This is a genomic window from Streptomyces sp. NPDC096132, from assembly GCF_044763345.1.
Classification (GTDB): Bacteria; Actinomycetota; Actinomycetes; order Streptomycetales; family Streptomycetaceae; genus Streptomyces.
The window spans coordinates 16180-30732 of record NZ_JBIWGA010000021.1 but is presented as its reverse complement, the minus strand read 5'-3'; the positions used below and the strand labels follow the sequence as shown (position 1 = coordinate 30732).

At 72.5% G+C, this 14553-nt stretch carries 14 protein-coding genes; 5 read left to right on the top strand and 9 right to left on the bottom strand.

Annotated elements, in window-relative coordinates:
• Nucleotides 1-260 precede the first annotated feature (260 nt).
• Entirely contained in the window at nt 261-2828 is a 2568-nt protein-coding gene (locus ACIRF9_RS37480; protein ID WP_403831739.1) for an ABC transporter permease, read from the bottom strand.
• Between the two features lie 4 nt (nt 2829-2832).
• The gene (locus ACIRF9_RS37475) at nt 2833-3624 is read right to left on the bottom strand and encodes an ABC transporter ATP-binding protein (protein WP_403831736.1); all 792 of its coding nucleotides are present in this window, start codon (nt 3622-3624) and stop codon (nt 2833-2835) included.
• Nucleotides 3625-3744: 120 nt separating this feature from the next.
• On the opposite strand from ACIRF9_RS37475, the gene ACIRF9_RS37470 reads away from it, so the two are divergent.
• Both ACIRF9_RS37470 and ACIRF9_RS37465 read left to right on the top strand, forming a co-directional pair.
• Nucleotides 3745-4017: a toxin-antitoxin system HicB family antitoxin gene (locus ACIRF9_RS37470; protein ID WP_403831734.1), complete on the top strand. Its 273-nt coding sequence runs from the start codon at nt 3745-3747 to the stop codon at nt 4015-4017.
• A gap of 4 nt (nt 4018-4021) precedes the next feature.
• A complete protein-coding gene (locus ACIRF9_RS37465; RefSeq protein ID WP_403831732.1) occupies nt 4022-4396 on the top strand; it encodes a fic family toxin-antitoxin system, toxin component in 375 nt (124 codons plus the stop codon).
• Here ACIRF9_RS37465 and ACIRF9_RS37460 read toward each other — a convergent pair.
• Both ACIRF9_RS37460 and ACIRF9_RS37455 read right to left on the bottom strand, forming a co-directional pair.
• The gene (locus ACIRF9_RS37460) at nt 4391-5068 is read right to left on the bottom strand and encodes a class I SAM-dependent methyltransferase (RefSeq protein WP_403831730.1); all 678 of its coding nucleotides are present in this window, start codon (nt 5066-5068) and stop codon (nt 4391-4393) included. The genes ACIRF9_RS37465 and ACIRF9_RS37460 overlap by 6 nt on opposite strands.
• 83 nt (nt 5069-5151) lie before the next feature.
• On the bottom strand, nt 5152-5838 hold the full coding sequence (locus ACIRF9_RS37455; protein ID WP_403831728.1) for an esterase/lipase family protein: 687 nt from the start codon (nt 5836-5838) through the stop codon (nt 5152-5154).
• Between the two features lie 115 nt (nt 5839-5953).
• Between ACIRF9_RS37455 and ACIRF9_RS37450 the strand changes: the two genes are divergently transcribed.
• A complete protein-coding gene (locus ACIRF9_RS37450) occupies nt 5954-8164 on the top strand; it encodes a LuxR C-terminal-related transcriptional regulator (protein WP_403831725.1) in 2211 nt (736 codons plus the stop codon).
• Here ACIRF9_RS37450 and bioD read toward each other — a convergent pair.
• From bioD to bioB, 3 genes are read right to left on the bottom strand one after another with little or no spacing between them, the layout of a single operon-like run.
• Nucleotides 8161-8877 (bottom strand): dethiobiotin synthase, encoded by a 717-nt coding sequence (gene bioD / locus ACIRF9_RS37445; protein WP_403832049.1) that lies wholly within the window; start codon nt 8875-8877, stop codon nt 8161-8163. The genes ACIRF9_RS37450 and bioD overlap by 4 nt on opposite strands.
• 2 nt (nt 8878-8879) lie before the next feature.
• Entirely contained in the window at nt 8880-10169 is a 1290-nt protein-coding gene (locus ACIRF9_RS37440; RefSeq protein WP_403831722.1) for an adenosylmethionine--8-amino-7-oxononanoate transaminase, read from the bottom strand.
• On the bottom strand, nt 10162-11376 hold the full coding sequence (gene bioB / locus ACIRF9_RS37435; protein WP_403831720.1) for a biotin synthase BioB: 1215 nt from the start codon (nt 11374-11376) through the stop codon (nt 10162-10164). Before bioB ends, ACIRF9_RS37440 begins: the two co-directional genes overlap by 8 nt.
• Nucleotides 11377-11524: 148 nt before the next feature.
• Between bioB and ACIRF9_RS37430 the strand changes: the two genes are divergently transcribed.
• Nucleotides 11525-12652, top strand: a complete 1128-nt coding sequence (locus tag ACIRF9_RS37430; RefSeq protein WP_403831718.1) for an 8-amino-7-oxononanoate synthase — start codon at nt 11525-11527, stop codon at nt 12650-12652.
• Between the two features lie 74 nt (nt 12653-12726).
• Here ACIRF9_RS37430 and ACIRF9_RS37425 read toward each other — a convergent pair whose 3' ends face one another.
• A complete protein-coding gene (locus ACIRF9_RS37425) occupies nt 12727-12960 on the bottom strand; it encodes a DUF397 domain-containing protein (RefSeq protein ID WP_403831715.1) in 234 nt (77 codons plus the stop codon).
• 9 nt (nt 12961-12969) lie between these two features.
• On the bottom strand, nt 12970-13830 hold the full coding sequence (locus tag ACIRF9_RS37420) for a helix-turn-helix domain-containing protein (protein WP_403831712.1): 861 nt from the start codon (nt 13828-13830) through the stop codon (nt 12970-12972).
• A gap of 213 nt (nt 13831-14043) precedes the next feature.
• On the opposite strand from ACIRF9_RS37420, the gene ACIRF9_RS37415 reads away from it, so the two are divergent.
• Entirely contained in the window at nt 14044-14523 is a 480-nt protein-coding gene (locus ACIRF9_RS37415; RefSeq protein WP_403831709.1) for an ATP-binding protein, read from the top strand.
• Nucleotides 14524-14553 lie beyond the last annotated feature (30 nt).

The following is a 14553-nucleotide window of genomic DNA, read 5'->3' as shown; positions in this document are numbered from 1 at the left end:
TAGTAAACGTATTCCACGCTAGTGAGCTGCTTCTTGGGCGGTCAACGGTCGTGCATGCCTGGAGTTCGGCTCGCGGGAAGCGGCCGTGAGGGGAGGGTGGGGTGCGTTTGGGCAGGTTGTAGCCATATTGCGAGCGGGAAGCTCTCACCCGATCACGAGTAAACGGTTACTCGACTACTGGTCCTGGAACGGCTGAGGGAGGAGGCGGGTGTGGTCCGCCTCCTCCCTCACGCGCGGGTGGCCGCCTGCGGCCGCTTCCCTCACTCGTGCGCGATCGCCGCCAGCACGTTCATCCGGGACGCCCGCAGCGCGGGCAGCAGCGCCGCCACCACGCCGACCACCGCTGAGCCGACGACGACCGCGACGACCGTGCCCCACGGGACCGCCAGTGCCTTCATGCCCTGCAGGGCGAGCACCTGCTGTATGCACACGCCCCACACCAGCCCCAGCGCCAGGCCCAGGACGGCGCCGAACACCGCGATCACCACCGACTCCAGCCGGATCATCCGGCGCAGCTGCCGCCGGGCCAGGCCGATCGCCCGCAGCAGCCCGATCTCCCGGGTCCGCTCCACCACCGACAGCGCCAGGGTGTTGACCACACCGAGCACCGCGATGACGATCGCGAGGCCGAGCAGCGCGTAGACGAGGTAGAGCAGGACCGCGATCTGGTCGTGGACCAGCTTCTTGTAGTCGGCCTGGTCGCGCACCTGGACCTGCGGATACGGGTCGAGCGTCCGCTCCAGCCGGGGCCGCAGCTGGTCGGCGCTCGTGCCCGGGGCCGCGTTCACGTACAGCGCGGAGTCCTGGCCGTCCGGCACGTACTTCTCGACGGTCCCCAGGCCGAGGAACAGCCCGCCCTCCATGCCGAACCCGTCGGCGGCCTCCTGGTCGGTGAGCGCGCCCACCTTCAGCGAGGTCGTGCGGTCGCCGGGGAACTCGACCGGGAGCACACTGCCCAGCCGCACCCCGTGGTCCTCGGCGAAGTCCACGTCCATGCCGATCGCGCCGTCCGCCAGTGCCGCCGCCGAGTTCCCCTCGGCGTACGTGACATGGGCGACGTCGTCGACCTGGTCGTCGTATCCGGAGGCGGTGGTCTCGACGCGCTTGCCGTCGGGCAGCCGGACGGCGAGGGGCGCGAACCGCTGCCGTACGACGAGGCCGACGCCGTCGGTGTCCCGGACCGCGTCCGTCACCTCCTGGGAGAACGGCGTGAAGTTGGCGTTCTGGATCACGAAGTCCGCGCCGAGCGTCTTGTCGATCTGTTCGTCGAAGGACTTCGACATCGAGGCGCTCGCCACCGACATGCCGCCGACCAGGGCCAGGCCCACCATCAGCGCGGCGGCGGTGGCACCGGTGCGGCGCGGATTGCGCAGGGCGTTGCGCTGGCTCATCCGGCCGACGGAGCCGAACAGCGCCGGGAAGGCCGCGCCGAGCACCCGGATGACCGGGCGCACCAGCAGCGGTCCCGCGATCACGGTCGCGATCAGCGTCAGGACCACGCCCAGACCCAGCAGGGAGGCCGCGGACGCCGTCTTCGAGGAGGTCACGCAGCCCACCAGCGCGGCCGCGCCGAGCGCCCCGACGACCGACCCGACGATCGCGCGCACCTTCAGCGGCCGGCCCACCCCGGCGATGTCCGCGTCCGCGAGGGCCGCCATGGGCGACACCGTGGCCGCGCGCCGCGCCGGGAGGTAGGCGGCCACGAAGGTGACGCCGACGCCGACGACGTACGAGGCCACCGGGGTGGCCCAGCCGACGACCATCTCCGTGGTCTTGAGGTTCATGCCGAACGCGCTCATCAGCTTGATCAGCCCGGCCGCGAGACCGATGCCGGCCGCGAGGCCCAGCGTGGAGCCGACCAGCCCGAGCAGCACCGCCTCGGTGAGCACGGAGCGCCGCACCTGACGGCGGTCGGCGCCGAGCGCGCGCAGCAGTCCCAGCTCGCGCGTGCGCTGCGCGATCAGCATCGAGAAGGTGTTGACGATCAGGAACACGCCGACCAGGACGGCGATGCCGGCGAACCCGAGCATCACGTACTTGATGACGTCGAGGAAGCCCCCCAGGGACTCCGCCGAGGACTCCGCCTGTTCGTCGGCGGTCTTCACGTCGTACGGTCCGGAGCCGAGCGCGGCCGTGACGCGCCGCTTGAGCACGGTGTCGGAGACGCCCGGCGCCGCGTCGATCGAGATGCTCGTGGCCTTGTCCGCCGAGCCCAGCAGTTCGGTCGCGGCCACCTCGGGGTCGAGGAAGACCAGCGCCGCGCCGGGGTTGGTGGTGGTGAAGGTGACGATGCCGACGATCTTCACCTCGAAGGAGCCCGGCTGGGCCATCACGGTGAGCGTGTCGCCGATCTTCACATGCTTCTTGTCGGCGGTGTCGGCGTCGAGCATGGCCTCGCCGGCGCCCCTCGGGGCGTGGCCGGAGGTCAGCTCCACGGGGCTGCGGTCGGTGACGTACCAGTCGGTGGCGATGGTGGGGGCGCCCGTGGTCGGGCCGACGGACTTGTGGTCGCTGTCGACGACCGTGATGTTCTCCACGCTGACGTCCGCGTGGGCGGAGGCGACCCCGTCGACCTGGGTGACCCGGCCGGCGAGGGAGGCCGGCACCGTCTGGACGGCCCCGCTCGGGACCTGGGAGTTGAGATCGTCCCTGGGCTCGACCGTGACGTCCGCCGAGGTGGACGCGAAGAGCCGGTCGAAGGTACGGGTCACCGTGTCCGAGAAGATCAGACTGCCCGCGACGAACGCCACGGACAGCACGACGGCGAGGGCCGACAGCAGCAGCCGTCCCTTGTGCGCGAGGAAACTCCTGAGCGTCGCCTTCAGCACCGGGTCAGTCCTCCTCGGGAGCGGTGCCGTCGACCTGGGCGCGACCGACGTCGAACCGCTTCATGCGTTCCAGTACGGCGTCCGCCGTAGGTCGCTCCATCTCGTCCACTATCCGGCCGTCCGCCAGGAAGAGGACCAGGTCCGAGTGGGCGGCGGCACCCGGGTCGTGGGTGACCATGACGACCGTCTGGCCGAGGTCGTCCACCGCCTGGCGCAGGAACGCGAGGACCTCGAGGCCGGCCCGTGAGTCCAGGTTGCCGGTCGGCTCGTCCGCGAAGATCAGCTCGGGGCGGGAGACGAGCGCCCGGGCGCAGGCCACCCGCTGCTGCTGACCGCCGGAGAGCTGGGAGGGCCGGTGCTTCAGCCGCTCCCGCAGACCGAGCGTGTCGATGACCTGGTCCAGCCACTTCTCGTCGGGTTTGCGGCCCGCGATGTCCATGGGCAGGGTGATGTTCTCCGCCGCGTTCAGTGTCGGAATCAGATTGAACGACTGGAACATGAACCCGATCCGGTCCCTCCTGAGCCGGGTCAGCTCGCGCTCCTTGAGCCCGGTGATCTCCGTGTCGCCGAGCCACACCTGACCGGCGGAGACGGTGTCCAGACCGGCCAGGCAGTGCATCAGAGTGGACTTCCCGGACCCCGAGGGCCCCATGACCGCCGTGAAGCGGCCCCGGGCGATGTTCACGTCCACCGAGTCCAGGGCCAGCACCGTGGTCTCGCCGGAGCCGTACGCCTTGGTCAGGCCGTGGGCGCGGGCCGCGATCCCGTCGGGTGTGGACAGGGCCGGTGTGGACAAGGCTGCCTCCTCGCTCGCGTCGACGTGCCGAGACTAGTGTGACCCGGCGCACAGCCGGTATCTCTTTTCGATTCCGGCGCGCCCTTGCCGCTGCTAGCGCACCGGCGCTAGCGTCGAGGTATGGCGAAGACCCAGCTGAACGTACGCGTCGACGAGGGCACGGCCCGGGCCGCCCGCGAGCGCGCCACGGCCCGCGGCATGAGCGTCAACCGCTATATCGAGGAGCTGGTCAGACAGGACGCCGGGGAAGTGGGCCACACCTTCGTGGAGGCCGCGGCCGACTTCATGAAGCAGTACGAGAGCGTCTTCGCCGAGGAGTTCGGCGGGGACCGCGAGGGCGGGGTGCGCGAAGGCGGCACGCGCGAAGGCGGCACGCGCGAAGGTCGCCGCTGATCCCTTGAGCAATCTCCGGATCGATCTCGCCTGGCTCCTCATGCTCGCCGAACAGAAGACCCCGGGTGACCCCCAGGTCACCGACTGGGGAGCACTCGTCGCGGCCGTCGCACGCCACCAGGCCGAGATCTTCGACGTCCCCGTCTACGACGACCCGCAGGCCCGCGCTGCCGCGCTGCTCCAACTCCTCATCCACGTCCCCGCGTTGGAGCGCTCCAACGCACTCTTCGCCTGCGCGGTCGCGTACGCCTACCTCGTCGCGAGCGGCCTGAAGGTCGTCACCTCGCCCGAACAGGTGCGTGATCTGGCCCAGTTGGTCAAGAGCGGTGAGGCGTCGGTGTCCGACATCGCCCGGGAACTGCGCCAGTGGAGCCTATGAGGGGCGCCGGGCGCTGCCGAGCACGCAGTACGAGAACGGGAAACTCGGCCCCTTCTCCGGCAGCAGCACCCGCCGGTACGGGCCGAGTTCGAACCCGGCGTCCCGGATCGCGCCGACCGCGTCACGCGTGAGGTGACAGCCGCCGGCGAGGGACGGCCAGACCGTGCGGTCCAGCGCGCGCTGGGTGGCGCGCATCGCCCGGCCGCCGCCGGGACCGTGTTCGAAGAACCGCAGCTCGCCGCCGGGCCGCAGCACCCGCCGCAGCTCACCGAGCGTGCGCGGCACGTCCCGCACACTGCACAGCACCAGCGAGACCACCGCCGCGTCGAACGCCTCGCTCTTCACCGGCAGCGCCTCCGCCGCACCCGGCACGACATCGACGGGCACCTCGGCGCGCAGGGCCGCCTCCAGCGCCAGCCGGCGCATCCGGCGCTCCGGTTCGATCGCGACGACCTCCGAGACGGCCCCCGGATAGTGGGCGAAGTTCAGACCGTTGCCCGCGCCGATCTCGATGACCCGGCCGGAGAGCCCGGCCAGCAGCCGGTCCCGCACACCGGCGAGACCGGCCCGGGTCTCCGCGACCGTGCCCAGCAGGGCATAGCAGCGGGCGAACAGCGGGTGGTGGACGGGATCACCGGGCACCCGGCCGGAGCCGGCGGACCGTATCGGCATGGCGACCTCCCGGACAGGACGGGCCTACGGGGGATTCTCCCCCGTACGGACCCGTCGCACCCCCGCTGTCCCTCACCCACCGGTCACTGGATGAAGTCGCGCACCTGTTCGTACACGCCGTAGTCGTTGTTCATGTCGTTGTGCGAGATGCATCCGACGCCGACGTTGGTGGCCCCGCTCAGCAGGGCCGAGGAGTCCGGGTCGATGGCGGCGTCGCAGTTGGACCAGTAGGTCGCGTAGGACACGCTGCCCGGTGTCTCGTCACCGGAGTTGAGCGCGGTGAGGAACGAACTGCCGGTGACCATCTCGGCGCAGGAGGTGTAGAGCCAGCTGCACCAGGAGGCGACCGACGTGCCGTGGTTGACGCCGGCGACGGAGACGAAGTCGTCCACGTAGGCGGTCCCGCCGAGGTTCTTGAGGTAGTAGCGGGCGCTCAGCGCGCCCATGGAGTGGACGACCACGTCGACCTTGCTCGCGCCGGTTCTCGCCAGCACGTTCTTGACCTGGGTGGCCACCTGCGAGGCGATGGTGACGTTCGACTTGGTCCAGCTGTACGACGCCGCGTCCAGCTCGGTGGCCGTGTAGCCGTCGGCCTTGAAGTCGGCGACCCAGTCGTCCCAGCTGCTGGAGTCGCTGCTGAGGCCGTGGACGAAGACGACCGGATTGTGGGTCGCGGCCTGGGCGGTGGGGGCGGAGAACGACAGTGACAGAAGGAGCGTGGAGACCACGGCCGTAAGGACCGCGGCGATGCGACGCCTGGAGCGCTGCATGATGCCTCCTGAAACGGGTGGGGTTGCCAGGAGTGTCCGATCGGTTCTACGCGCGCCGCATCGGTGAAATCGCCGGTCTTTACTGTTCAAGTAACTCGCCAGTAACGTCAGTTGCGTGGTGACTCGAGTGAACCCCCCACGCCATGACCGCACTTCGCCACCGCCGCTCCCGGACGCGTGGCAGCGCCCGGCCCTTTCCCTCCCGGAAGGCGTCCGGGTACGGGTGCTGCGTCTCGTATACGGCGACCAGCGTGCCGCCGCCGAACTCACGGCGCGGCTCACCGACCGGCAGGCGGCCGGCCTCGACCCGCTGCCGACCGACCCCACCGACCTCGCCCCCGGCCTCCTGCACGGCTACCGCCGGGAGATCCGCGCCCTGCCCGACGACACCCGGCTGCTCCTGCTCCTCGCCGCCGCCGACCAGTACCCGGTGGCCACCCACGCCTTCCTGCGCGCCGTCGCCGCGGCCCGACTGGACACCCGGCCGCTGGAGACCGCCGAGACGGCCGGCATCGCGTACGCCACGGCGGGCGGGGTCGGCTTCCGTGACGCCTGGACCCGGATCGCCGCGTACGAGACGGCCGCACCGGCCGACCGGCGTGACGCCCACCGGCTGCTGGCCCGCGTCCTGCACGACGACGCCGAACTGCCCCGCCGCTCCTGGCACCGGGGCGCGGCCGCGCTCGGCCCCAGCGGGCGGCTCGCGGCGGAGCTGACGGCGGCGGCCGACCGGGCCCGCCGCGCCGCCGACCCCGCCCTGGCCGCCACCCTCGCCGAACGCGCCGCCGCACTCGGCACCGACCCCCGCGAACAGTCCCGCCTCCTCGCCCGCGCGGCGGCCGACGCCTGGAACTCCGGCGACTCCGACCGCTCCCGCACCCTCGCCGCCCACACCGACGCCGACGCCCTGACCGGCGTACTCGCCCTGCGCACCGGCCAGGCGGGGGAAGCGTTCGACGCCCTGCTGGCAGGGGCGGCACGTACGACGGACACAGCGACGGAAAGTCGCACCACCCCACCGTCCCTCCCGCTCGTCGAGCACCTCCTCGCCCGTGCCACCGAAGCCGCCGTCTACACGGGCGACCTGCGTCGATGTAGGGAAGCCATGGTCCTGGCGCGGCGGTCGGGGGTCGCGGCGCCGGGAGTGCTCGGGGGGATCGCCGCCGCCGTCGACGGGCGGTACGAGGACGCCCGTGACCTGCTGGAGGCGACCGCGGGGCGGTGCGGTCCGGGCGGTGACCCCACCCTTCTGCTGCACGCCGGCATCGCCGCCCTGATGCTCGGCGACCACACCCGCGCCGCCACCGCCACCGTCCGGGCAGCGGCCGCCGCCCGGTCCCACGGCCTCACCGCGACCGTGTCCCAGGCGATGGAGTTCCGCGCCTACGCCGACTTCTGGACCGGCCGCCCCCGCGCCGCCGAGACGGCCGCCCTGGACGCGCTACGGCAGGCGTACGCCACCGGACAGGACAACGGCGCCTGCCATCTGCAGGCCGCCCTCGCGATGTTCGCCGCGCTCACCGGCGACGGCGACCTGTGCCGCGAGCGCGCCGACGCCGCCCGCTCCTACGCCCTCGCGCACGGCCTCGGCCTGCCCGCCGCCCTCGCCCAGTGGGCGCTCGCCTTCCTCGACCTGGGCGCCGGACGCTTCGGCGCCGCCGCGGCCCGGCTGCGCGCCCTCGCCGCCTTCGGCCCCGGGCACGGCCACCGCGCCATCCGCCACCTGGCCACCCCGCACTACGTCGAGGCCGCCGTCCGGGCCGGCGACACCCGGATCGCCCGGGCCGCGCACGCGGACTACGACCGCTGGGCCCGTGCCGTCCGCAGCCCCGACGACCTCGCCCTCAGCGCCCGCTGCCGGGCCCTGCTCACTCCCGGCGCCGACGCCGTCGAGCACTACCGCACGGCCCTCGACCTGCACACGGACGGCACCCGCGCCTTCGAACGCGCCCGCACCGAACTGCTGTTCGGTAGCGCCCTGCGCAGGCTGCGCCACCGCGCCGAGGCCCGCGACCGGCTGCACAGCGCCCGGGAGGCCTTCGAGTCCTTCGGCGCCCCGCACTGCGCCGAGGCGGCCCGCGCCGAACTCCGCGCCCTGGGCGCCCCCGCCACCCCGGCCCACGGCACCGACACCCCCACCACCCGTCTGACCGCCCAGCAGCTCATGGTCGCCCGCATGGCCGCCGAGGGCGCCACGAACCGCGAGATCGCCGCCCGCCTCGCCCTCAGCCCCCGCACCATCGACCACCACCTGCGCGGCGTCTTCACCCGCCTCGGCATCCGCTCCCGCATCGAACTGGTACGGCTGCTGGCGGAGGCCGACTAGGACGCCGCCCCCTCCCGGAAGGCCTCCGCCTCCCACGTTCCGTCCAGTCGCGGCGCCAGCCAACCCGGCGCCGCCGTACGGAACTCGGCGGGCGGGAGCGCACCCACCCCCATCGGCAGGGCCCCCAGCAGCGGGGCCCCGGCGACGTCCGGCAGGTCCGTGACGTTGCAGCGCATCGCCAGATCCGGTGAGTCGGGCCAGCCGCCGATCACGACGCCCAGCAACTCCACGCCACGCGAGCGCAGTTCACGGGACGTGAGTTCCGTGGTGTTCAGCGTGCCCAGGCCCGCCGAGGCCACCACCAGCACCGGCGCCCGCAGCGCCTGGGCCGCGTCGGCCAGCGTCCCGCCCGCCTCGTCGAACCGTACGAGCAGCCCGCCGGCCCCCTCGACGAGCACCAGGTCGTGCGCGGCGGCCAGCTTCTGCGCGGCCTCCACGACGTCGTACGGCCGCACCGGCGGCAGGCCCGCCCGCCGGGCCGCCGTCGCCGGGGCCAGCGGTTCGGGATAGCGGGCGATCTCGGCCGTCGTCACCGCGCCCGCGAGCCGCGCGACCTCGTCGGCGTCCCCGCGCTCGTCCGGCCGTACGCCGGTCTGCGCGGCCTTCAGCACGGCCACCGAGCGGCCCGCCGCGAGCGCCGAGGCGGCGACGGCCGCGGTGGTGACGGTCTTGCCGACCTCCGTACCCGTCCCCGTGATCACCAGGATCGGCATGTTCATCCCTCCCGCGCCGCGGCGCACACCGCGCGCGCGATCCGTGCCACGTCCGCGTCGCCCGTGACGTACGGCGGCATCGTGTAGACCAGGTCGCGGAACGGCCGCAGCCAGACGCCCTCCCGGACGGCCGCCGCCGTGGCGGCCTTCATGTCCACCGCGTGATCGAGCTGTACGACGCCGATCGCGCCGAGGACGCGGACGTCCCGCACCCCGGGAATCTCCGTCGCCGCCGCAAGCCCGTCCCGCAGTCCCGCCTCGATCCGCTTGACCTCCGCGAGCCAGTCCTGACCGAGCAGCAGCCCGATCGAGGCACAGGCCACGGCGGCGGCGAGGGGGTTGCCCATGAACGTCGGTCCGTGGGCGAGGACCGGCACTTCGCCGCGCGAGATGCCGTCGGCCACCCGGGCGGTGCACAGGGTCGCGGCCATCGTCAGGTAACCGCCGGTCAGCGCCTTGCCCACACACATCACGTCCGGCGTCACCGCCGCGTGCCCCGCCGCGAACAGCGCGCCCGTGCGCCCGAACCCGGTCGCGATCTCGTCGAACACCAGCAGCACGTCGTGCGCGTCGCACGCCTCGCGCAGCACCCGCAGATAGGCGGGGGAGTGGAAGCGCATGCCGCCCGCGCCCTGCACCACCGGCTCCACGATCACCGCGGCCAGTTCGTCCGCGTGCCGCTCGATCGCCGCGCGCAATTGCTCCGCGTACGCCTCCTCGTAGTCGACCGGAGGCGGGTCCACGAAGACCTGACGGGGCAGCACCCCGCTCCACAGCTCGTGCATCCCGCCCTCGGGGTCGCACACGGACATCGGCTGCCAGGTGTCGCCGTGATAGCCACCGCGCCAGGTCAGCAGCCGCTGCTTGCCGGGACGGCCCAGCGAGCGCCAGTACTGCAGACACATCTTCACCGCGACCTCGACCGACACCGAACCGGAGTCGGCGAGGAAGACGTGATCGAGGCCCTCGGGCGACATGTCGACAAGGAGCTTCGCCAGCCGCACGGCGGGCTCGTGCGTGAGCCCGCCGAACATCACATGGCTCATCCGCCCGAGCTGCTCGCGCGCGGCCTCGTTCAGCACCGGATGGTTGTAGCCGTGGATCGCCGACCACCAGGACGACATGCCGTCGACCAGCTCGCCCGAGCCGTCGGCCAGGCGCAGCCTGACCCCGCTCGCCGACTCCACGACGAGCGGGTCGACGCGGCCGGGCATCGGACCGTACGGATGCCAGACGTGCCGCCGGTCCAGCTCCAGCAGCTCGGGCACGCTCAGGGAGGGCAGCTCAGGCATTGGGCGCGAGGTCGGTGCCGGCGCCGCGGCGGCGTACGGCGACCAGGTCCGTACGGGGCTCGGCGGCGGTCGCCGTGGCGACGGAACCGCACACACCGCCCCCCTCGTGGGACCCGCAGCCCCCGGCGTCCTCGGCGTGGGACCCGCAGCCCGAACCGCAGCCGGCCTCGGCGTGCGAGCCGCAGCCGCCCCCGCCCACGGCCACCCGGTGCTCCGGCAGCGTGACCTCGCCCGCGCCCTCCACCTCGAAGCCCGCGTCCGCGATCATCTCCAGGTCGGCCTTGCCGGCCTGGCCCTCGGTCGTCAGGTAGTCGCCGAGGAAGATCGAGTTGGCCAGGTGCAGCGCGAGCGGCTGCATCGTGCGCAGATGGACCTCGCGGCCGCCGGCGATGCGCACCTCGACGTCCGGGCAGACGAACCGGACCATCGCCAGGATCCGCAGACAGCGCTGCGGGGTGAGGTTCCACTCCTTGGCCAGCGGCGTGCCCTCGACCGGGATGAGGAAGTTGACCGGCACCGAGTCCGGGTCCAGCGCGCGCAGCGAGTAGACCACGTCGACCAGGTCCTCGTCGCTCTCGCCCATGCCGGCGATCAGGCCCGAGCAGGCCGACAGGCCCGCCGCGTGCGCCTTGGTGACGGTGTCCACCCGGTCGGCGTACGTGTGGGTGGTCGTGATGTCCCCGTACGTCGACTCGGACGTGTTGAGGTTGTGGTTGTAGGCGTCCGCGCCCGCCTCGCGCAGCCGTTCGGCCTGGCCGTCGGAGAGCAGGCCCAGACAGGCGCACACCTCGACGCCCTCGTTCTGGTCCTTGATGGCCTTGATGGTCTCGGAGACCCGGTCCACGTCACGGTCCGTCGGACCGCGTCCGGACGCCACCAGACACACCCGCTTGGCCCCGCCCGCGAGCCCGGCCGCGGCCGCCTCGGACGCCTCGTCGGGCTTGAGCCAGGTGTACTTCAGGATCCCGGCGGTGGAGCCGAGCCGCTGCGAGCAGTACGAGCAGTCCTCGGGGCACAGCCCCGACTTGAGGTTGACGAGGTAGTTGAGTTTCACCCGTCGGCCGAACCAGTGCCGGCGCACCTTCCCGGCCGCGGCCACCACGTCCAGCACGTCGTCGTCGGAAGTGGCGAGGACGGCCAGCGCTTCCTCGCGGGTCGGCAGCTCGCGCCGAAGCCCCTTGTCCACCAGCGTGTTCAGCAGGTCCATGAGAGCCGATCCTGTCCTACCGACCCGCCTCGGGCCAAGGTAGGGATCACACAACACACCCGGTTCGACGTGTGGGTATTGCCACACCGTGGGTAGCGATTGCTGCCGCTAGTGTCTGTCCGCTACCTACAAAAGCACCGGAGGACCCATGGCGTTCGGCTGGATCGACGAACAGGCGGAACTGCGCCGCCGGGCCGGACTCGTACGGACGCTGCGCCCCCGCCCGTCCGACTCTCCGCTGCTCGATCTCGCGAGCAACGACTACCTGGGCCTGTCCCGGCACCCGGAGATCACGGAGGGCGCCGCGGCGGCCGCGCGGACCTGGGGCGGCGGCGCGACCGGCTCGCGGCTGGTCACCGGCACCACCGAACTGCACACCGAGCTCGAGCGCGAGCTCGCCGACTTCTGCGGGGTGGAGGCGGCCCTGGTCTTCTCCTCGGGGTACGCCGCCAACCTCGCCGCGGTCACCGCGCTGGCCCCGCACGGCTCCCTGATCGTCTCCGACGCGGGCAACCACGCCTCGCTCATCGACGGCTGCCGGCTGGCCCGGGGCACCACCCAGGTCGTCGCGCACGCCGACCTGGACGCCGTGCGCAAGGCCCTCGGCACGCACGACGGCCCGGCCGTGGCGGTCTCCGACACGGTCTTCTCGGTCGACGGCGACGCCGCCCCGCTGGCCGGACTCGCGGCCGCCTGCCGGGAGCACGGCGCCGGGCTCGTGGTGGACGACGCCCATGGGCTGGGTGTGCTCGGCGACGGCGGGCGCGGTGCCCCGTACGCGGCGGGTCTCGCGGGCGCCGAGGACGTCGTCGTCACGGTGACGCTGTCGAAGTCGCTCGGCAGCCAGGGCGGGGCCGTGCTGGGTCCCGCGCGCGTGATCGACCATCTGGTCAACGCGGCCCGGACGTTCATCTTCGACACCGGACTGGCCCCGGCGGCGGCGGGCGCGGCACTGGCCGCGCTGAGGCTGCTGCGCAGGGAGCCGCAGCGGGCGGCGCGCGCGCGTGCGGTGGCGGCCGAGCTGCACTCCCGGCTGACGGCCGAGGGCCTGGAAGCGGTACGTCCGGACGCCGCGGTCGTCTCCGTGCGTGCGCCGTCCCCGGAGGGGGCCGTGCGATGGGCGGCGGACTGCCGGTCGGCAGGGCTGGCCGTGGGCTGCTTCCGTCCTCCCTCCGTGCCCGACGGCATCTCGCGCCTCAGGCTGACCGCCCGCGCGGACCTCTCCGGGGCCGAGCTGGAACGCGCTGTACGGGTGATCGGGGAGACACGACCATGAGTCGGCGTGACACGGCCGTGGGTCGCCCCTGATGGCGGATGACGGTGATCAGGCGACGGTGTTCGACGCCGTGGTCAGCGGAACGCGGCCGTGAATCCCGACCAGCTCTCGGGGGAGAAGAGCAGGGCGGGCCCGGACGGGTCCTTGGAGTCGCGTACGGCGAGCAGCCCGGCCCAGGGCCCGGAGGCCGGCCGGGCCGTTTCCACGCAGTTGTTCGCTCCCGTGCTGTAGCTGCTGCGCAGCCACCGCACCTCCGGGAGAGCGTGGGGATCGGTGCTGCGGGGTACGTTCCGAGGCAGTGCAGACATGGTGCCTCCCTACGCGCCGTCAGCTATCGCGGCGATGTATTCCAGTGTTTCCTCGGGCGAAAGGGCATGGGCCCGAAGGGCGTTGAAGGCCTCGGTGTAGGCCTCGAGGTCTTCTTTCCGTTCGAGATAGAGGCTACTCGTCAAGTGGTCGAGAACAACCACGTCCAGATCGGAACCGCTCGAAAATGAGAAGATAACGAAAGGGCCGGTCACTCCGATATGGGCGCCGGCCGCGAACGGCAGGACCTGCAAGCGCACTTGGGGCAGCCGGGCCGCCTCCGTCAGCCGAAGAAGCTGACGGGCCATGACCTCGGGGCCGCCCACCTCCCGCCGCAGCACCGCCTCGTCCAGCACCGCGCTCAGCCGCAGCGGCGGCTGCCTGCGCAGGACGTCCTGGCGGGCGATCCGCACCTCCACCAGCGTGTCCAGCTGGTCCTCGTCCGCGCCCTCCACCGCCGCCCGGGTCACGGCGCGCGCGTACTCGGGCGTCTGCAGCAGTCCCGGGACCACGGTCGTCTCCAGCGTGCGCATCGCTCCGGCCTGCGACTCCAGGCTGATGAAGTCCCGGTAGGCGGCCGGCAGGACCCCGCGGTAGGCGTGCCACCAGTGGTCCCGGCCGCCGCTCTCCTCCGAGCCGGCCAACGCCAGCATCAGCTCCCGCAGTTGCGGGTCGGTCACCCCGTAGGCGTCGAGAAGTAACCGTACATCGGCCGGTTTCGTACCACTGGTGCCGGTCTCGATGCGGCTCACCTTGGACTGGTGCCAGCCGACGAGCCGGGCCGCCTCACCGCTGGTGAGCCCCGCCCGGGCGCGCAGACTGCGCAGTTCGGCGCCCAGCTTCCGGCGGCGCACCGCGGGACCGTGCTGCATGGGCTCCTCCTTACTCCTCGGGGGCCGTCCAAAAACGCTCTGCCGTGGCAGAGTTCACCGCATTGGGCGACAGATATATGCATATCTTGGTGGATCGCCACCCGTGACCGGCGCGGTAATGGCAGTCTGGCGAAGAAGCACCAGTCCGGGACCGTACTCGAACCATCCGCAGCGTGTCGGACTCCGGTCCCGTGGGAAAGGGACGAGGTCGCCATGGCAGACCATCTGGAAGCATCCGTCACTCTGCCGAGCGATCCCGCCTCGGTCTCCACGGCCCGCGGCTTCGTGGCCGGCACCCTCGTCGAATGGGGTCTGCCGGCGGACAGCGAGGCGGCCGACACCATCCGGCTGATCGTTTCCGAACTCGCCACCAACGCCGTACAGCACACCTTCGGGCAGTCACCCACCTTCACGGTGTCCCTGGTCCTCGACCGTGACGAACGCCTGCTGATCGGCGTCACCGACAGCCACCCGCGCTTCCCCAAACGACTGCCGGCCGCCGTCCAGCAGGACAACGGCCGAGGCCTGGTGATCATTCGCTGGCTGACCGCCGAGTACGGCGGCAAGCTCAGAGTCCGCCCCACGCGCGAGGGCGGCAAGACGGTCACGGTCGAGCTGCCGTGGACCGTCCCGGCGGAGCCGGTGGCCGGGGCCCTGACCACCCCACCGGCGGGAGAGCTCCCGGGCCGGTGACGACGCGTCAGGGACGCCGTCACCGCCCGG